Source organism: Aeromonas sp. LsrichE-8G, from assembly GCF_022869435.1.
Classification (GTDB): Bacteria; Pseudomonadota; Gammaproteobacteria; order Enterobacterales; family Aeromonadaceae; genus Aeromonas; species Aeromonas caviae.
Genome location: NZ_JALIHH010000008.1, coordinates 41,111 through 59,960 on the forward strand (window position 1 = coordinate 41,111; position 18,850 = coordinate 59,960).

The following is an 18,850-nucleotide window of genomic DNA, read 5'->3' on the forward strand; positions in this document are numbered from 1 at the left end:
AGGGCGATCACAACGGTCCTCTCCCCCTGCTCCGACGAGATTGCCGCGACCCTGTGATCCCTCAGGGCAAAGGGGAGGGCGACCACAACGGTCCTCTTCCCTGGCTCCGATGAGATCGCCGCGACCCTGTGATCCCCCAGGGCAAGGGGAGGGCGACCACAACGGTCCTCTTCCCCGGCTCCGACGAGATTGCCGCGACCCTGTCATTGTCTCTCGTGACCCTGTTCAGGTTCGCGAACACACAGGTGCGACACCTTGTTCACCTTCGCAAAAACGGCAGCCCGGGCTGCCGTTTTTTATGTTGCCAGACCGAGCACCTCCCCTTGTGGTTCGATTTCCTCTCTTAATGTTCGCTTAAGTTTGCCGTCCTAGGATGACCCCGTATCTGGACCTCCCTGGCTCTTGTCCTGTTTTTCCAGGGCCGAGCGCCGGGATGGTCACCACGAAGCCTGCTGGCAGGTTGTTAGTTCCACTGGTTTGTCGGAGTCTCTCTATGCGTCTCACTCTGGGAGTGATGAAGGTCAATCTGTTGCTGGTGCTGCTGTTTGCACTGGTCTTCAACTGGCCCATTTTCCTGCACTTTTATCGCATTCTCAGCGCCCTTGAACACGTCAAGGCGGGGTTTGTCCTCTCCATTCCCCTGGTACTGGTGGCGGCCCTCAACGCGGTGTTCCTGCCCTTTACCTTCCGTTATCTGCTCAAGCCCTTTTTCGCCTTGCTCATCCTGACCGGCTCCCTGGTCAGCTACGCCATGCTCAAGTACGGGGTGATCTTCGACATGGGCATGATGCAGAACATCATCGAGACCAACAGCGGGGAGGCGGGCTCCTACCTCAACGGCTCCGTGGTGCTCTGGTTCCTGCTGACCGGCCTGCTGCCGGTGCTGGTTCTGTTGTGGGTGAAGATTGAGTATCCCCGTCCCTGGTACAAGGGGCTGGGTCTGCGCCTCGGTTCCATCGCCCTCTCCTTGCTGTTTCTGATGGGGGCTGCCGCCCTCTATTACCAGGATTACGCCTCGGTCGGGCGCAACAACAAGTCCCTCGGCAAGGAGATAGTGCCCGCCAACTATGTGCACGGGCTCTACAAGTACGCCCGGGATGTGGTCTTCGCCACTCCCATTCCCTACCAGCAGATCGGCACCGATGCCAGGGTGATCGGCCAGCATGAGAAGCCGACCCTGATGTTCCTGGTGGTGGGGGAGACGGCCCGCAGCCAGAACTACTCCCTCAACGGCTACAAGAAGGAGACCAACGGCTTCACCGAGAAGGAGGCCAATGTCGTCTCGTTCAGGAACGTGCGCTCCTGCGGCACCGCCACTGCGCTCTCCGTGCCCTGCATGTTCTCGAACATGACCCGGCGTGGCTATGACGAGGCCAGGGCCCAGTCCCAGGATGGCTTGCTGGACGTGCTGCAACATGCCGGGATCTCGGTGCTCTGGAAGGAAAACGACGGCGGCTGCAAGGGGGTGTGCAAAAACGTCCCCACCATCGAGATTGAGCCCAAGGCATTCCCCGCATACTGCTCCGGCAATGCCTGTCATGACGAGGTGCTGTTGCAGGGGCTGGATCAGCAGATCGCCGACATGCAGGGCAAGCAGGGCAGCAAGCTGGTGGCCTTCCACCTGATGGGCAGCCACGGTCCGACCTACTATCGCCGCTACCCGGCCGCCGATCGCGTCTTCCTGCCGGACTGCCCGCGCAGCGACATCGAGAACTGCAGCAACGAAGAGCTGGTGAACACCTATGACAACACCATCCGCTACACCGACAAGGTGCTGGCCCAGCTCATCGACAAGCTCAAGAGCCTGGAGAGCCAGTACAACGTGGGGCTGGTCTATCTGTCGGATCACGGCGAATCCCTCGGTGCCATGGGGCTCTATCTGCACGGCACCCCCTACAAGTTCGCACCGGACGATCAGACTCGGGTGCCGCTCCTGACCTGGTTCTCTCCCCAGTTGCAGGCAGACCGTCAGCTCAATCTGGATTGCCTGCAACAGGAGGCAGCCAGCAAGCGCTTCTCCCACGACAACCTGTTCCACTCCATGCTCGGTATCATGGACGTGCAGACCCAGGTCTATGACGGCAAGCTGGATCTGTTCAAACCGTGCCGGGCGGGGTAAATGGGCCCGAGCGGTTGAGCGGCGCGACAACCTGTTGCCCCGCACCATGCTCGGCATCATGGACGTGCAGACCCAGGTCTATGACGGCAAGCTGGATCTGTTCAAGCCGTGCCGGGCAGGGTGAATGGGCCAGAACGGTTGAGCGGCACGACAACCTGTTACCCGCACCATGCTCGGCATCATGGACGTGCAGACCCAGGTCTATGACGGCAAGCTGGATCTGTTCAAACCGTGCCGGGCGGGGTGAACCGGCGAAAACAGACCATAAAAAAACGGCAGCCACTGGCTGCCGTTTTCGTATCCGAAGGGGTGGGCCTTACTTCTGCTCCATGATGATCTGCAGCAGATCCCCTTCCAGCAGGGAGCGCTTGACCAGGGCGAAGCCGCCGATGGTGGGCTGGTTCTGGAAGCGCGCCTTCACGATGGGCAGGCCGCGATGGAAACTTGGCAGAGACTGGTGCTCGACGCAGCGGCGGATGGCCGGGATCAGGATCTCTTCGGCGGCGGTGATTTCACCGGCGATGAGCACCTTCTGGGGGTTGAACAGGTTGACCGTGATGGCGATGGCGCGCCCCAGGTGCTCCCCCACGTTCTCGATCACGCTGCGGGCCAGCTCGTCACCGGCCACCGCCGCCTTGCACACCTCCTGGATGGTGATGTGCTTCTCTTGCAGCGAACTCAGGTGACCGCGGCTGATGAGCTCCTTCACCTTGTCGACGATGGCCTCGTTGGAGGCGATGGTCTCGAGGCAGCCGAAGTTGCCGCAGTGGCAGCGCTTGCCGAGCGGTTCGACCTGGATGTGGCCTATTTCGCCGACGTTGCGGTTCTGGCCGAGAAACACCTTGCCCTTGGTGATGATGCCCGAGCCCGTCCCCTGGTGGACACTCACCAGGATGGAGTCCATGCAGTCGCGGGACTCGCCGAAGAAGTGTTCGGCCAGCGCCAGCGAACGGGTGTCGTTGCCCACGTAGCAGGGGAGGTTGAAGTGGTGCTCCAGGAGCTTGGCGAGCCCCAGGTTGCGGATCTGGTAGGTGGGGGTGTAGATGACCATGCCGGATTCCGGGTTGACCAGACCCGGCATGGTCAGCGCGATGCTAATGAGGTTGCGGCTGCGATCCTGATTGGCGTCGATGAAGGCGCCAATCTCCCGCAGCAGCATGTCCACCACCGGTTGCTGCTCGATCTCGGTCACCTGGGTGATGTGCTGATCGAGCTCCTTGCCGTCGAGGTCATACAGGGAGAGCTGCAGGTAGCCGCGACCCAGCTTGGCGGACACAAACTGGAAGCGATGCTTGATGGTGGTCAGGGAGATGGCGCGGCGCCCGCCAGTGGAGGCTTGCGGCGAGGTTTCCCTGATGAGACCGTGCTCGATCAGTTGCCGGGTTATCTTGGTCACGCTGGCCGGGGCCAGCTGACTCAACTCGGCAATTTTGACCCGCGAGATGGGCCCCTGCAGGTCAATGAGGCGATAGACGACCGCACTGTTTACCTGCTTGATAAGATCTACGTTTGCTATTTGTCCGCCAGTCATAGTGTCACTGTGTTGTGTAGTGTCCGTTAACCACGGTCCCGCAGACCGCGAAGGCCTGATCAAAGACGGTGAGGTTGGCAATTTTTCCGACCTGGATACTACCGAGACGCGAGTCCCATCCAATGGCGCGAGCGGGGTAAAGGGTGGCCATTCTCAGTGCTTCGTCGAGCGGCAATCCGACCTGTTTGACCAGATTTTCCACCCCTTCGATCATGGTGAGGGCGGAGCCGCCGAGTGTACCATTCTCATCGACGCACTGACCATCGCGGAAATAGACGGTTGCGCCGCAAAAATCAAATTTCTCAAAGCCTTCCGGTGCACCTGCCGCCGCGGTGGCATCGGTGACCAGCACCAGCCGCTCCCCCAGCATCCTGTGCGCCAGGCGCACGTTGGCCCAGTGTACGTGGTGGCCGTCGACGATGATGCCCGCATAGACATCCTTGCGATCGTAGATGGCACCGACCACGCCGGGCTCGCGACCGTTCAGGGTCGGAGTCATGGCGTTGTAGAGGTGGGTGGCAAAGCGCATGCCGTTGTCAAAGCCCGCCATGGCCTGGTCGTAGTTGGCGGCGGTGTGGCCGGCGGAGACCAGGATGCCGGCTTCCACCAGACGGCGGATGTGTTCGGGCTTGTTGCGCTCGGGTGCCAGGGTGATCTTGGCGATGGCGTCCGCGTTGTCGCAGAAGAAGTCGATCATCTCGTCGGCGGGCTGGCGGATCTGTTCGGCCGGGTGGATCCCCTTGCGCTTGAGGTTGGTGTAGGGCCCTTCCAGATGGACGCCAAGCACCTCGTTGGGGTGGGCGGCCATGTAGTCGCGGGTGACGGCGACGGCCTGCTTCATGTCCGCATCCGGGCTGGTGATCAGGGTCGGCAGGAAGCTGGTGGTCCCGGATTTCAGGTTGGCCGCCTGCATGGTGGCCAGGGTGTCCGTGGTGATGTGACCGTTGAACATGACGCCACCGCAGCCGTTGAGCTGGACGTCGATGAAGCCGGCGCTGAGGTTGGCGCCCTGGAGGTCAATCTGCTCGATGCCGGCTGGCAGTTCTGCCTGGCGGGAGATGGCGACAATCTTGTCGCCATCGATGACCACGCCATAACCGGTCAGCACGCAGCTGCCGGTGTAGAGAGTGCAATTAGTCAGAGCGTACATGGGAGCTCCTCAGAGGTGCTTGATGTTGTCGGCTTCCAGTTGCTGGAAGTAGCGCACCGTCTTGACCTTCAACTCCATGGTGGAAGGTTCGTCGCACACCACAATCCCTTTCGGATGCAGTTGCAGGGTGGAGATGGTCCACATGTGGTTGACGCTGCCCTCCACGGTGGCCTGCAGGGCCTGGGCCTTGGCGTGACCGACCACCAGGATCAGGATCTCTTCGGCGTCCATCAGGGTGCCGACACCCACGGTCAGGGCCAGCTTGGGCACCTGCTCCATGTCGCCGCCAAAGAAGCGGGAGTTGGCGATGCGGGTGTCTTCGGTCAGGGTCTTGACCCGGGTACGGGAAGCCAGGGAAGAGGCCGGTTCGTTGAAGGCGATGTGGCCGTCATTGCCGACGCCGCCCATGAACAGGTGGATCTTGCCGTAGGACTTGATCTTGTCTTCGTAACGCTGGCACTCGGCCACCAGATCCTCGGCGTTGCCATTGAGGATGTTGATGTTTTCCGGGCGAATGTCAACGTGATTGAAGAAGTTGTTGTGCATGAAGCTGTGGTAGCTCTCCGGATGTTCCTTGGGCAGCCCCACATACTCGTCCATGTTGAAGGTGACCACGTTCTGGAAGCTCACCTCGCCGGCTTTATGCAGCTCAATCAGGCGCTTGTAGGTGTTGAGCGGGGTGCCGCCAGTGGGCAGACCCAGCACGAAGGGGCGCTCGGCAGTGGGTTTGAACGCATTGATGCGGTCAACGATGTAACGGGCAGACCAGAGACCCACCTGGCTGGCAGACTTCAACGGGATCAGGCGCATTCTATATACCTCAGTACGGTTGCCGCACAGGGAGTGACGGCAAGGGACCAGACACGGATTCAAGTTGTTTTATAGCGTAAATAAAGATTGCGAACTAAGCCACATCTATCGGCTACCTTTATCTCTGTTGAGTGATAATGATCACGAAAGCTGGTTTATTAATTTGCGCAGCGAAATAAAACACATAGACTGCCAATCAAGCCTTGATGGCTTATGCGTCGAACGTGATAAGCACTTAATTTCTAGAAAAACACCAACTAAGGAGAGGAACCGTGAACATTCTCGGTTATTTACAAAAGATCGGCCGTGCCCTGATGGTGCCGGTAGCGGTATTGCCTGCCGCCGCGATCCTGATGGGGATTGGCTACTGGATTGACCCGAACGGTTGGGGTGGCGGAAGCCCTCTGGCTGCGTTTCTGATCAAGGCGGGCGCTGCCATCATCGACAGTATGCCCATTTTGTTCGCCGTCGGCGTCGCTTACGGCATGTCCAAGGATAAAGACGGTTCCGCCGCGCTGGCCGGTCTGGTCGGCTTCCTGGTGGTCACCACGCTGCTGAGCCCGGGCGCTGTTGCCCAGATCAAGGGTATCCCGGCCGATCAGGTTCCGGCTGCCTTTGCCAAGATCAGCAACCAGTTCGTCGGTATCCTGTGTGGTGTCATCGCCGCTGAGCTCTACAACCGCTTCAGCAGCGTGGAACTGCACAAGGCGCTGGCCTTCTTCTCTGGCCGCCGTTTGGTGCCGATCGTGACCTCCGTGGTGATGATCGTCGTCTCCTTCATCCTGATGGCCGTCTGGCCGGTCATCTACGGTGGCCTGGTGAGCTTCGGTGAATCCATCGTCAGCATGGGCTCCACCGGTGCCGGCATCTATGCCTTCTTCAACCGTCTGCTGATCCCGGTCGGTCTGCACCACGCCCTGAACTCCGTGTTCTGGTTCGACGTGGCCGGCATCAACGACATCCCGAACTTCCTGGGTGGCCAGTCCTCCATCGACGCCGGCAAGGCTGTCGTGGGCGTGACAGGCATGTACCAGGCCGGCTTCTTCCCCATCATGATGTTCGGTCTGCCGGGTGCCGCACTGGCCATCTACCACAGCGCGAAGAAAGAGAACAAAGAGAAGGTTGCGTCCATCATGATCGCTGCCGCCTTTGCCGCCTTCTTCACCGGGGTGACCGAGCCGCTCGAGTTCTCCTTCATGTTCGTGGCGCCGGTACTGTACGTCATCCACGCCCTGCTGACCGGTATCTCTGTGTTCATCGCAGCCTCCATGCACTGGATCGCCGGTTTCGGCTTCAGCGCCGGTCTGGTGGATATGGTGCTCTCCAGCCGCAACCCGCTGGCGACCCAGTGGTACATGCTGCTGGTACAGGGTCTGGTCTTCTTCGGCCTCTACTACGTGGTCTTCCGCGCCGTGATCGCCAAGTTCAACCTGAAAACCCCGGGTCGTGAAGATGACGAAGCCGTGCCGGTACAGGCTCAAACCACCGACCGCACCGAGCTGGCCAAGCAGTATCTGGAAGTGCTGGGTGGTCAGGAGAACCTGGTGACCATCGATGCCTGCATCACCCGTCTGCGTCTGACCCTGAAAGACCGCAGCATCGTTGACGAGCGCAAGCTCAAAGCCCTGGGCGCGGCCGGTGTGGTCAAGCTCGGTGAGCAGAACCTGCAGGTGATTCTGGGCCCATTGGCCGAGATCATCGCCGGTGAGATGAAAGCCCTGCGTTAATCGAGCGACTCGCTCACCTCAAGTCTAAGTCCATTGTTGACATAACTAAGGGCCCCGCCTCGGGGCCCCATATAAAAAAAGCCAAGAAAATCCAACCTTTACTTCAAATGAGAGCAGCAGTTATGAACTTGAAACATTCTCTGTTAGCCATTGCCATGTCTACCGTTTTCGCCGGTCCCGCACTTGCAGCCGATGCTGCCAGGCAAGCGGTGGTCGACGCCCTCGCCAGCAACCTCGTCGTCAAGTACGACGTCGTCACCAATGACGGTGCCGGCGCCGGTCTTGACTGCCAGGCGCTGGGCTCCGAGTGGGCGAGCTGCGGCGTTGCCAAGCTGCACCTGACCAATACCGGTGCCGACGTCACCTCCAAGGACTGGAGCATCTATGTCTCCTCCATCCGCCGCATCCAGCGGGTGGACAACGAGCAGTTCACCATCACCCACCTGACCGGCGACCTCTATCGTTTGACGCCGACCGAGAAGTTCCAGGGCTTTGCCAAGGACGCCACGGTCGAGGTGCCCCTGGTGGTGGAATACTGGGTATTGTTCGAATCTGACATCATGCCGAACTGGTATGTTGCCAGTGAAGGGGCCGAGCCGAAAGTGCTGGCCAGCATGAGCAACATCGACGATGCCAGCACCTACGAGAAGCCGATGCCTGCCGATGGCTGGAAGCGCACCAAGGATGACAACAACATCCTGATGAACAGCGAGACCCGTTTCGCCGCGAACCAGACCAGTACCCTGCTGCCTGCCGGCAAGATTGACGACCGCATCCTGCCAAGCCCGATGAAGCAGGTGGTCAAGGCCGGCCCGCAAGTCGACTTCTCCACCATCAAGCTCAATGCCCTTGACCTGCCGAGCGATCGCGCCGAGGCCCTGAAGGCGCAACTGACCAAGCTGGGTGTTACCCTCTCCGACACCGGCTACCCGGTCACCATCAAGCTCGGCAGCAAGCTCAAGCAGGCCGAAGGCTACGACATGACCATCGGCCAGAAGGGCACCGTCATTCAGGGGCACGACGTTGACGGCGCCTTCTGGGGCGCCCAGTCCCTGATCTCCCTGCTGGGGGTTGACGACAAGCTGGTGAGCCAGATGAGCGTCGAGGATGCGCCGCGCTTTGAATACCGTGGCATGCAGACCGACGTGGCCCGTCACTTCAGAAGCCCCGAGACCATGAAGAAGCTGGTGGATCAGATGTCCGCCATGAAGCTCAACGTGCTGCACCTGGGGCTGACCAATGATGAAGGCTGGCGTCTGGAGATCCCGGGCCTGCCGGAGCTGACCGACGTCGGCAGCCAGCGTTGCCATGACGAGTCCGAAACCAAGTGCCTGATGCCGCAGCTTGGCTCCGGCCCCACCAGCGACAACCAGGGCTCCGGTTTCTACAGCAAGGCGGACTACATCGACCTGGTACGCTATGCCAAGGCCCGCGGTGTGACCGTGATCCCCGAGATCAACATGCCGGCCCACGCCCGTGCCGCCGTGGTCTCCATGGAGGCACGCTACAAGCGTCTGATGAGCGAGGGCAAAGAAGCCGAGGCCAACCAGTTCCGTCTGACTGACCCGGCCGATACCTCCAACGTCACCTCGGTACAGTTCTACGACAAGATGTCCTTCATCAACCCCTGCCAGCCGGGTGCCGCCACCTTCGTGGCCAAGGTGATGGATGAAGTGGCCCAGATGCACCAGGCCGCCGGCCAGCCGCTGACCGCCTGGCACTACGGTGGTGACGAGGCGAAGAACATCATGCAGGGCGGTGGTTACCAGGATCCGGCCGTCACCAAGAAAGAAGATCTGGTGGCCTGGAAGGGCAACGTCGACTCCAGCAAGCAGGACAAGCCGTTCGGCAAGTCCCCGATGTGCCAGAAGATGATCGACGATGGCAAGATCAAGGACGTGGCCGAGCTGCCGGTCTACTTTGCCAAGGAAGTGAGCGAGATGGTCAAGGGTCACGGCTTCTCCACCCTGCAGGCGTGGGAAGATGGTCTGAAATACGCCAACAGCGCCAAGGACTTCGCCACCGACAACACCCGTGTCAACTTCTGGGAAACCCTCTACTGGGGTGGCTTCAACGAAGCGATGAAGTGGGCGCACAAGGGTTATGACGTGGTGCTCTCCAATCCGGATTACCTCTACTTCGACTTCCCGAACGAGGTACACCCGGCCGAGCGTGGCTACTACTGGGCAACCCGCTTCAACGACACCCGCAAGGTGTTCGCCTTCGCCCCGGAAAACCTGCCGCAGAACGCCGAGACCTCGGTTGACCGCGACGGCAACGCCTTCGTGGCCAAGGGTGACCAGGATCCGGTCAAGTTCAAGGGGATCTCCGGTCAACAATGGAGTGAAACCGTGCGCACCGATGCCCAGTACGAGTACATGGTCTATCCGCGCATCTTCTCCGTGGCCGAGCGCGCCTGGCACAAGGGCGGCTTCGAGCTCGATTACGTGAAGGGTCGCGAGTTCTCCGGCACCACCAAGCATGTCAACAAGGCCACCCTGAACAAGGAGTGGAACCAGTTTGCCAACGTGCTGGGTCAGCGCGTGCTGCCCAAGCTGGACCAGGCCGGGGTGGAATATCGCCTCTCCGTACCGGGTGCCAAGGTGGTGAACGGTGTGCTGGAAGCGAATGTGGATCTGCCGGGTCTGCCCATCCAGTACAGCCTGGATGGCAAGAGCTGGAGCGCCTACGACGCTGCCGCCAAGCCGACCGTGGATGGCAAGGTCTACCTGCGTACCACCAGCTTCGATGGCAAGCGCACCAGCCGCGTCACCGAGCTGAACTGATAGCTAGCCTTCAATCCATAACGCAAGGTGGGTCGCAAGACCCGCCTTTCCCAAGGTCGATGGCCATCGGGTTTGGGAAAGGTTGACTCTGCGTGTGAACCTTTGTTGTGTGTGTTTTGTCTGTTTTTCATCACTTGAGACCCCGCCCCGTGCGGGGCTTTTTTTGACCAGGATCTCTGCAATTTCTCCCGTTTCGCCGTTTTTGGTGCGCCAATGACCCGAATTGGCCAAATTCAGGTTGAGGCAGGGCGCGTAATGAGGGATCATACCCGGCTTGACGGCGGGGGTATGAGGGTGCCAGCCGGCACAACGTCCGCCAGTGACGCATTTTTGAGGTGAGCCATGAGTCAGGCGAACAGCCCAACTAACTTTATTCGTCAGATCATTGATGAAGATCTGGCCAGCGGTAAGCACAGCAGCGTGCATACCCGTTTTCCGCCGGAGCCGAACGGTTATCTCCATATCGGCCACGCCAAATCCATCTGCCTGAACTTCGGCATCGCCCGCGACTATCAGGGTCAGTGCAACCTGCGTTTCGATGACACCAACCCGGCGAAGGAAGACATCGAGTTCGTGGAGTCCATCAAGCAGGACGTCCAGTGGCTGGGCTTCCAGTGGAGCGGCGAGATCTGCTACTCCTCCGACTATTTCCACAAGCTGCACGGCTACGCCATCGAGCTCATCGAGAAGGGACTGGCCTATGTGGACGAGCTCTCCCCGGAGCAGATGCGCGAATACCGCGGCACCCTGACTGCCCCTGGCAAGAACAGCCCGTTCCGCGATCGCAGCGTGGAAGAGAACCTGGCCCTGTTCGCCAAGATGAAAAACGGTGAGATGGCCGAAGGCTCCGCCTGCCTGCGCGCCAAGATCGACATGGCATCCCCCTTCATGGTGATGCGCGATCCCGTCATCTATCGCATCAAGTTTGCCCACCACCACCAGACCGGTGACGAGTGGTGCATCTACCCGATGTATGACTTCACCCACTGCATCTCGGACGCCCTGGAGGGGATCACCCACTCCCTGTGTACCCTGGAGTTCCAGGACAACCGTCGCCTGTATGACTGGGTGCTGGACAACATCAGCATCGACTGTCACCCCCGTCAGTACGAGTTCTCCCGTCTGAACCTCGAATACACCGTCATGTCCAAGCGCAAGCTGAACCTGCTGGTGACCGAGGGGCACGTCAGCGGCTGGGATGATCCGCGCATGCTGACCGTCTCCGGTCTGCGCCGCCGTGGTTACACCCCGGCCTCCATCCGCGAGTTCTGCAAGCGCATCGGTGTGACCAAGCAGGACAACATCGTCGAGATGAGCATGCTGGAAGCCTGCATCCGCGACGATCTCAACGAGAACGCCCCGCGCGCCATGGCCGTGCTGCACCCGGTGAAGGTGGTGATCGAGAACCTGGCGGCCGATGAGGTGCTGACCGCCCCTGCGCACCCGAACAAGCCGGAGATGGGGACCCGTGAGCTGCATTTCTCCCGCGAAATCTTCATCGACGAGGCGGACTTCAAAGAGGAAGCCAACAAGCAGTTCAAGCGTCTGGTGCTGGGCAAGGAAGTGCGCCTGCGCAACGCCTACGTCATCAAGGCCGAACGGGTCGAGAAGGATGCGGACGGCAAGGTCACCTGCATCTACTGCTCTTACGACCCCGAGACCCTGGGCAAGGATCCGGCGGACGGCCGCAAGGTGAAAGGGGTGATCCACTGGGTCAGCGCCACTCACTCCCTGCCGGCCGAAGTGCGTCTCTACGACCGTCTGTTCAAGGTGCCGAACCCGGGCGCCGAGGATGACTTCGAAGCGGCTCTGAATCCGGAATCCCTGGTGATCATCGAAGGGGCCCGGGTGGAAGCTTCCCTGAAGGATGCCAAGCCGGAGTTTGCCTACCAGTTCGAGCGTGAAGGTTACTTCTGCGCCGACAACAAGCTCTCCAGCGCCGAGCGCCTGGTGTTCAACCGCACCGTGGCCCTGCGTGACGTCTGGGGCAAGGCCGAGGTCTGATAGAAGAGGGCAGGGGAAACCCTGCCGCTTCTGGTCCGGATTGCGGACACAAAAAAGCCAGCATGATGCTGGCTTTTTTATTGCGCTGACCCGGCCGAATCAATCGTCGTGCTTGCAGTCACCGTTGGCGCAGTGGCCATACAGGTAGAGGCTGTGGTTGGTCAGGCGGATGTTGTGCGCCTTGGCGATGTCGCGCTGGCGCTGTTCGATCACCTCGTCGGAGAACTCGATCACCTTGCCGCAGTCGAGGCAGACCAGGTGGTCGTGGTGCTCCTGGGTGGCCAGCTCGAACACCGACTTGCCCCCTTCGAAGTGGTGGCGGGTGACGATACCGGCATCATCAAACTGGTTGAGAACGCGATAAACGGTAGCGAGACCAATCTCCTCGCCCTGATCGATCAGCCGTTTGTACAGATCTTCCGCACTGGTGTGCTGGCAGTCCGGCTGTTGCAGGATTTCCAGGATCTTGACACGGGGCAAGGTGATCTTGAGCCCGGCCTTTTTTAACGCTTGGTTGTTGTCTGCCATTTCTATTTATTCGCATTCTCGAAGGTGTGGTTATTCTGATTGACTGCCGCTGTAATGGCAACCACGAACTCGCTTGGCCTGTCATTATAGGTCGTAGCCAAGTTAAAAATAAACCCAGCAATTCAAGGGCTTTAGCTCATCAAGCCCGTCATGGGAATATTCAGGCCCGCTTGCTCGACCAGAGAATGTTGATACTATGTGACTTCTTTATAGTCTGGTCGGATGAGATCCATGGATTGGCTTTTCGGCAATGCCGCCTGGGTGCGCTGCGCCCTCAACGCCTGGCCCCCCTTCTGGGGTGCAGGCATCAAGATAGAAACCCTGAGCCCCGATTTTCGCTTCTGCCGGGTCACTCTCAAGTCCCGCTGGTGGAACAAGAATGCCAACCGGACCCAGTTCGGTGGCAGCATGTTCGCCATGACGGATCCCATCTACCCGTTGATGCTGATGGGCTATTTCAAGAACCGCTACTACGTGTGGGACAAGGCGGGCAGCATCAATTTCATCAAGCCGGGCAAGGGCAAACTGGTGGCGGAGTTCACCCTGAGCGACGCCAAGCTGGCATCGATCGTGGCGGCGACCGAGGGGGGGGAGAAGCACTTTCCCGAGTTCGAGGTGCAGGTGCAGGATGGCCAGGGCGAGCTGGTGGCCCAGGTGAAGCGCACCCTCTATGTCAGATCCAAGCCCCAGCACAGGGGTGGCTGAAAGCCTGCTGCAGATGCAACAAGGGCCCCGTCGGGGCCCTTGTTGCATGAAGAGGGAGGGAGATCAGATCACTCCAGCTCGCCCAGGCACATCTCTTCGTGCAGCTGTTTGCACCAGCCCTTGACGCGCTCGGCAGTCAGCTCGGGTTGGCGATCTTCGTCGATGCCCAGGCCCACGAAGTGCTTGTCATCCACCAGCGCCTTGGAGGCTTCGAACTCGTAGCTCGCGGTCGGCCAGTGGCCGATGATGATGGCGCCCTTGGCTTCGACGATGTCACGCAGGGTGCCCATGGCGTCGAGGAAGTACTCGGCATAGTCTTCCTGATCGCCGCATCCGAAGATGGCCACCAGCTTGTTGTTGAAGTCGATCTCTTCGAGTTCGGGGAAGAAGTCGTCCCAATCGGCCTGGGCTTCGCCGTAGTACCAAGTCGGGATGCCGAACATCAGCAGATCGAAGCTGTCGATGTCGGCCTTGCTGCTCTTGGCAATGTCACGGACTTCAATCAGTTGTTTGCCCAGTTCTTTCTGGATCATCTTGGCGACAGCTTCGGTATTACCGGTATCGCTGCCGAAAAACAGACCTACACTAGCCATAGTGTTTCGTTACCCGTATCTGGTGTTGATGCTTGACGGTTCAGATTGCGATGCCTGCTGCATGAGCAGACTCGATCTGTTGCTTCAGGATAGATTGGATCAGCTCGGCTCGGCTGACGTTCTGTTGCAGCGCAAGTTGGTTCAGGCGCTCCAGCAACTCGGCTTCCACCTTTAACTCGACCCGTTTCAGCCCGTTCTCACGATCGCGCTTGAGCTGGTTGCGCTTGTTGATCTTGAGCTGGGTCTCGCGGGGGAGTGGATTGGTCTTTGGCCTGCCGGGGCGCTTCTCAGTTGCGAACAGATCCAGTGTTGTTCGATCAGTTTGCTGTTTGGCCATACATCACAGATGAAAAGTAGTTAGCCGATCCCTGAGCCTTCCCAGCCCATTTCGATCAGCCCCTTGGCGACAAAACCCGCGCAACCCAGAAACAGCACCAGCCAGACGATGAAGCGGCCGAAGCGGGGCACATTGCCCCGTTTGAGCACGTCCTGAATGGCCAGACCAATCAGCAGGAAGATGGCCACGAAGAACAGTTTCAGGCCCAGACTCTCGATGAGATCGATGTGTTCACTCAGCATGGATTGCGCGCACTCCTTAAGACGGGCGCACTATATCACAAAGGATTTGAAACTGTTAACCGCCTGTCGACAGGAAATCCACAACCAGTTTGTTGAACAAAACCGGCTTTTCCGCGTGCAGCCAGTGACCCGTGCCGGCGATGACGCGGGCCTTGGCGGCCGGGAACTGGGCCATCGCGGCCCCGGTGTATTCGGGCAGCATATAGTCGGAGTCGCCCCCCTTGATGAAGAGTGTCGCGCCTTCGAAGCGGCGTTCATCGTCAGGCCAGCCCATGATGTTGGCGTAGTTGCGCTCAAGGGCCGGCACGTTGAAACGCCACCCCCATCCAGACTCCCCTTTGGCGAAGGATTTGAGCAGGAACTGGCGCACCCCGGCGATCTCGATGTACTCGGCCAGCATGGCTTCCGCCTCGCTGCGGCTCTGGGGGGGCGTGGCCAGCGTGGCATTGAGCCCGGCAAACACGTTCTTGTGGCGGGCGTGGGGATAGGCCACCGGGGCGATGTCCGCCACTACCAGCTTGCTGACCCTGTGAGGGGCCTGCTTGGCGACCTGCATGGCGACCTTGCCCCCCATGGAGTGACCCACCAGGGCCACCTGTTCAAGTCCAAGATGGTCCAGCAGGGCCAGGATGTCCTCAGCCTGGGACGGGTAGCTCATCTCGTCCGAGTGAAAGGAGGCGCCGTGATTGCGTAGATCGACGCTGATGACCCGGTATTGTTCGCTGAGGGGGCGTGCCAGCAGGCCGAGGTTGTCCAGGCTGCCAAAGAGGCCATGGATCAGTACGATAGTCGGGCCTTCGCCCTGTTCCTTGAAGTTCAATCGTGGGTATTGTTGCAAAATGACACCTTATCGGTCGTGGGCTCTATCGCCATAATTTTTAACACACTGAAAGAAAAGGATTTCATTCCTGGTGGGGGATTTTTTTGTGGTTTTTTTTCAAAAATATCTCCCCGGGATCGGCTATCAGTGCGGGGGATCACACACTTGGCCCGTCATTATGCCGTATTCTCAAGGAGATTCATGCACATCTGTCCGCCCCTTGCTTGGGCTGCCGGGTCTGCCTATGTATAATCGCCGCATCCGAATTTCGACGAGTCCAGCGCATCCCTATGAAAACCATCGAGCTTGATGACGATCTCTACTTCTTTATCGCGAGCCAGACCCGGCACATCGGCGAGAGTGCGTCCGATATCCTGCGTCGCCTGCTGGAGCAACCCGCCCAGGCCGGCACGGCAACCGTGGCGGCCGCGCCTGCGATGCAACCGCAACCCGTGGCCGATGCCATGGGGCTGGAGGCACTGCTGGATTCCGGCGAGCTGCAGAAAGAAGAGAAGTCCATCAACCGCTTCATGCTGGTATTGAGCACCCTCTATCGGGACAACCCGGAAGGCTTCACCCAGGCGACCGAGATAAAAGGGCGCAAGCGCGTCTACTTCTCCCGTGACCCGGAAGCGCTGCGTGCCAGTGGCAGCACCACCAAGCCCAAGCCGGTACCGGAGACCCCGTTCTGGGTGATCACCAATACCAATACCAGCCGCAAGCAGAACATGGTGGCCCAGCTCATGAACAGCATGGGTTATGACGAGGATCTGACGGCTCGGGTGTGCGGCGCCGTTTAACCCATCAACGACTTCAGGCCTTGCCGGGCAAGGCTCAGCTCAAGGAAAACGCCATGGCACAGCATTCCCACGCCGGTCAGCCGGCTCGTCTTTGCGATCTGACCAACATTCCCCGTCTGGTCAGCGCCTACTACCTCAACAAGCCGGACATGAGCCGCCCTGAGCAGCGGGTCGCCTTTGGCACCTCCGGTCACCGCGGCAGCGCCCTGCACAGCGCCTTCACCGAATCCCACATTCTGGCGGTGACCCAGGCGCTGGTGGAGTACCGCCAGCAGGCCGGTATCACGGGGCCGCTGTTCGTCGGCATGGATACCCATGCGCTGTCCGAATCCGCCTTTGCCAGCGCGGTGGAAGTGCTGGCGGCCAACGGTGTCGAGACCCGCATTCAGGCCGGCCTCGGCTTCACGCCGACCCCGGTCATCTCCCATGCCATCCTGCGCCACAACGCAGGCAAACCCGTGGCCCAGGCGGACGGCGTGGTGATCACCCCGTCCCACAACCCGCCGGAAGACGGTGGCTTCAAATACAACCCGCCCCACGGCGGTCCTGCCGAAGGCGAGATCACCAAGTGGGTGGAAGACCGCGCCAACGCGATCCTGGAAGCGGGCCTGGCCGGTGTGAAGCGGATGCCGTTTGCCGAGGCTCTCAAGAGCCCGTTCGTGGTGGAACACGACTATGTCACCCCTTATGTGGATGATCTCGAGAACGTGCTGGATCTGGCCGCCATCAAGCAGGCTGGCATCAAGATAGGCGTGGATCCGCTGGGTGGCTCCGGCGTCGCCTACTGGGACGTCATCGCCAGGCGCTACGGTCTGGACATCGAGGTGGTGAACTACAAGGTCGACCCGACCTTCTCCTTCATGACCCTGGACAAAGACGGCAAGATCCGGATGGACTGTTCCAGCCCGTTCGCCATGGCGAGCCTGATTGCCCTGAAAGACAAGTTCGACATCGCCCTTGGCAATGACCCTGACTACGACCGTCACGGCATCGTCACCAAGGCGGGCCTGATGAACCCGAACCACTATCTGGCGGTGGCCATCCAGTATCTGTTCACCCACAGAACCGGCTGGCCCAAGGGGGCGGCCGTCGGCAAGACGCTGGTCTCCTCTTCCATGATCGACCGGGTGGCCGGCGAGATCGGTCGCACCCTCAAAGAGGTGCCGGTCGGCTTCAAGTGGTTCGTGGACGGTCTCTACAGCGGCGAGTTCGGCTTTGGCGGCGAGGAGAGCGCGGGTGCCTCCTTCCTGCGCAAGGACGGTACCGTCTGGACCACCGACAAGGATGGCTTCATTCTGGCGCTGCTGGCGGCCGAGATCCTGGCGGTGACCGGCAAGGATCCCCAGGCCCACTACGATGCGCTCGAAGCCAGATTCGGCCGCTCCAGCTACCGCCGCATTGATGCCCCGGCCAACAGCGCCCAGAAGGCGGTGCTCTCCAAGCTGGATCCGGCCCTGGTGGAAGCCTCCACCCTGGCTGGCGAGCCCATCCTCGCCAAGCTGACCAAGGCGCCTGGCAACGATGCCGCCATCGGCGGCCTGAAAGTGGTGACCGAGAACGGCTGGTTCGCGGCGCGCCCCTCCGGCACCGAGTCCATCTACAAGATCTACATGGAGAGCTTCAAGGGGGAGGCGCACCTGGACCTCATCCAGCAGGAAGCCCAGCAGATCGTCTCCGCCGCCCTGGCCAAGGCAGGCGTTTGACCCTAACGGCAACAACCCATGTGAAAGAGGAGCCCTGGTGGCTCCTCTTTTTTTGTGTCGGGTTGACTGCGGATCAGCCGTTGTCGACGCTGCCGATGGCGGCCTTGCGGTTCTGCCAGCGCTTGAGGAAGGAGCGGGCCGGCAGCTTCATCAGGAAGAGAGAGAGCAGGATGATGCCGATGCCGAGCCACTGACGGCCATCCAGGGTTTCTCCCACCATCAGCACACCGCAGGAGACCGCCACCATGGGATTGGTGAGGGCCAGCATCCCCATCACCTCCGGGCCATGGCGTTTGAGTCCCCAGAGCCAGGCCCAGTAGGCCAGAGCCGTATTGAGGATCACCAGCCAGATAAGCCCGGGAGTGGCGTCAGCCCGGGGCAGGGGCATGGGGCCGGCCAGCCACCAGGCCAGCGGGATCAGCATCAGGCCGCCCAGCAGCAGCTGCCAGGCGGTCAGGGCCAGCAGATCGTCCACCGGCCAGCGTTGCATCCAGCGGCTCGACTGGCCGATGAGCAGGGTGGCGAGCAGGGCGCACGCCACGCCGACGGGATCCAGATTGGCAGAGGGATTGAGCAGCAAGAGCACCCCGACGAGCCCCATCACCCCCAGCAACAGCCACTTGAGCGTCGGTCTGACACCGTCTTGCAGCCAGGCCAGCCCCATCAGGATGAGGGGCAGCGTCGCTCCCAACGTACCCGCCACGGCGCCGGGCAGGCGAAACGCCGCCACGAACAGCAGGGCGAAGAAGGCGGTGATGTTGCAAAACGCCAGCAGGAACTGCCTGCTCCAGACGAGAGGCGGTCTGCGGGGATGGAGCAACAGCAGCAACACCCCGGCGGGGAGGGCGCGCCACACGGCCACCCAGTAGGGGGAGTAGTCGGTCAGGTAGAGACTGACGACGGCATAGGTGCTGCCCCAGAGCAGGGGGGCGAGCAGGGCGATCAGCAGCGGCATGGTTATCTCGTAACAAAGTATCTTTAAGTAAAGATACATT

16 protein-coding genes are annotated in these 18,850 nt (G+C 60.4%); 7 read left to right on the top strand and 9 right to left on the bottom strand.

The features are described 5' to 3' along the window. Positions 1-493 precede the first annotated feature (493 nt). Positions 494-2,119: a phosphoethanolamine--lipid A transferase gene (locus MUW49_RS02490; RefSeq protein WP_041212708.1), complete on the top strand. Its 1,626-nt coding sequence runs from the start codon at positions 494-496 to the stop codon at positions 2,117-2,119. 316 nt (positions 2,120-2,435) lie between these two features. Here MUW49_RS02490 and MUW49_RS02495 read toward each other — a convergent pair whose 3' ends face one another. From MUW49_RS02495 to nagB, 3 genes are read right to left on the bottom strand one after another with little or no spacing between them, the layout of a single operon-like run. Continuing rightward, positions 2,436-3,650, bottom strand: a complete 1,215-nt coding sequence (locus MUW49_RS02495; RefSeq protein ID WP_010674096.1) for an ROK family protein — start codon at positions 3,648-3,650, stop codon at positions 2,436-2,438. Positions 3,651-3,654: 4 nt separating this feature from the next. Continuing rightward, complete coding sequence (nagA, locus tag MUW49_RS02500; RefSeq protein ID WP_039039842.1) at positions 3,655-4,800, bottom strand: N-acetylglucosamine-6-phosphate deacetylase; 1,146 nt, start codon at positions 4,798-4,800, stop codon at positions 3,655-3,657. Between the two features lie 9 nt (positions 4,801-4,809). After that, positions 4,810-5,610 carry a glucosamine-6-phosphate deaminase gene (nagB, locus tag MUW49_RS02505; RefSeq protein ID WP_010674098.1) on the bottom strand — a complete coding sequence of 267 codons (801 nt, stop codon included), beginning with the start codon at positions 5,608-5,610 and terminating at the stop codon, positions 4,810-4,812. 272 nt (positions 5,611-5,882) lie between these two features. On the opposite strand from nagB, the gene nagE reads away from it, so the two are divergent. The 3 genes from nagE (at position 5,883) to glnS (ending at position 12,127) form a co-directional block, all read left to right on the top strand. After that, complete coding sequence (gene nagE, locus MUW49_RS02510; protein ID WP_039039841.1) at positions 5,883-7,337, top strand: N-acetylglucosamine-specific PTS transporter subunit IIBC; 1,455 nt, start codon at positions 5,883-5,885, stop codon at positions 7,335-7,337. Positions 7,338-7,459: 122 nt separating this feature from the next. Then, positions 7,460-10,123, top strand: coding sequence for a beta-N-acetylhexosaminidase (locus MUW49_RS02515; RefSeq protein WP_244812367.1), 2,664 nt, complete (start codon positions 7,460-7,462; stop codon positions 10,121-10,123). A gap of 342 nt (positions 10,124-10,465) precedes the next feature. Further along, a complete protein-coding gene (glnS, locus tag MUW49_RS02520) occupies positions 10,466-12,127 on the top strand; it encodes a glutamine--tRNA ligase (protein WP_139736996.1) in 1,662 nt (553 codons plus the stop codon). 99 nt (positions 12,128-12,226) lie between these two features. On the opposite strand, the gene fur is transcribed toward glnS, so the two are convergent. Continuing rightward, on the bottom strand, positions 12,227-12,655 hold the full coding sequence (gene fur, locus MUW49_RS02525) for a ferric iron uptake transcriptional regulator (protein WP_010674102.1): 429 nt from the start codon (positions 12,653-12,655) through the stop codon (positions 12,227-12,229). A gap of 231 nt (positions 12,656-12,886) precedes the next feature. On the opposite strand from fur, the gene MUW49_RS02530 reads away from it, so the two are divergent. Next, positions 12,887-13,360 (top strand): DUF4442 domain-containing protein, encoded by a 474-nt coding sequence (locus tag MUW49_RS02530; protein WP_010674103.1) that lies wholly within the window; start codon positions 12,887-12,889, stop codon positions 13,358-13,360. A 68-nt stretch (positions 13,361-13,428) separates the two neighbouring features. On the opposite strand, the gene fldA is transcribed toward MUW49_RS02530, so the two are convergent. The 4 genes from fldA to MUW49_RS02550 are packed head-to-tail and all read right to left on the bottom strand — an operon-like array spanning position 13,429 to position 15,352. Then, positions 13,429-13,953, bottom strand: coding sequence for a flavodoxin FldA (fldA, locus tag MUW49_RS02535; protein ID WP_010674104.1), 525 nt, complete (start codon positions 13,951-13,953; stop codon positions 13,429-13,431). A 40-nt stretch (positions 13,954-13,993) separates the two neighbouring features. Further along, positions 13,994-14,290, bottom strand: a complete 297-nt coding sequence (gene ybfE / locus MUW49_RS02540) for a LexA regulated protein (protein ID WP_005325670.1) — start codon at positions 14,288-14,290, stop codon at positions 13,994-13,996. Between the two features lie 20 nt (positions 14,291-14,310). Beyond that, positions 14,311-14,532 (bottom strand): DUF2788 domain-containing protein, encoded by a 222-nt coding sequence (locus MUW49_RS02545; protein WP_010674106.1) that lies wholly within the window; start codon positions 14,530-14,532, stop codon positions 14,311-14,313. A gap of 55 nt (positions 14,533-14,587) precedes the next feature. Next, positions 14,588-15,352 carry an alpha/beta fold hydrolase gene (locus MUW49_RS02550; protein ID WP_109112016.1) on the bottom strand — a complete coding sequence of 255 codons (765 nt, stop codon included), beginning with the start codon at positions 15,350-15,352 and terminating at the stop codon, positions 14,588-14,590. Between the two features lie 290 nt (positions 15,353-15,642). Between MUW49_RS02550 and seqA the strand changes: the two genes are divergently transcribed. Both seqA and pgm read left to right on the top strand, forming a co-directional pair. Further along, the gene (seqA, locus tag MUW49_RS02555) at positions 15,643-16,152 is read left to right on the top strand and encodes a replication initiation negative regulator SeqA (protein ID WP_010674108.1); all 510 of its coding nucleotides are present in this window, start codon (positions 15,643-15,645) and stop codon (positions 16,150-16,152) included. 53 nt (positions 16,153-16,205) lie between these two features. After that, the gene (gene pgm, locus MUW49_RS02560) at positions 16,206-17,855 is read left to right on the top strand and encodes a phosphoglucomutase (alpha-D-glucose-1,6-bisphosphate-dependent) (protein ID WP_010674109.1); all 1,650 of its coding nucleotides are present in this window, start codon (positions 16,206-16,208) and stop codon (positions 17,853-17,855) included. Between the two features lie 73 nt (positions 17,856-17,928). Here the strand turns inward: pgm and MUW49_RS02565 are convergent, their stop codons facing one another. After that, positions 17,929-18,810: an EamA family transporter gene (locus MUW49_RS02565; RefSeq protein ID WP_202043974.1), complete on the bottom strand. Its 882-nt coding sequence runs from the start codon at positions 18,808-18,810 to the stop codon at positions 17,929-17,931. Positions 18,811-18,850: the final 40 nt, after the last annotated feature.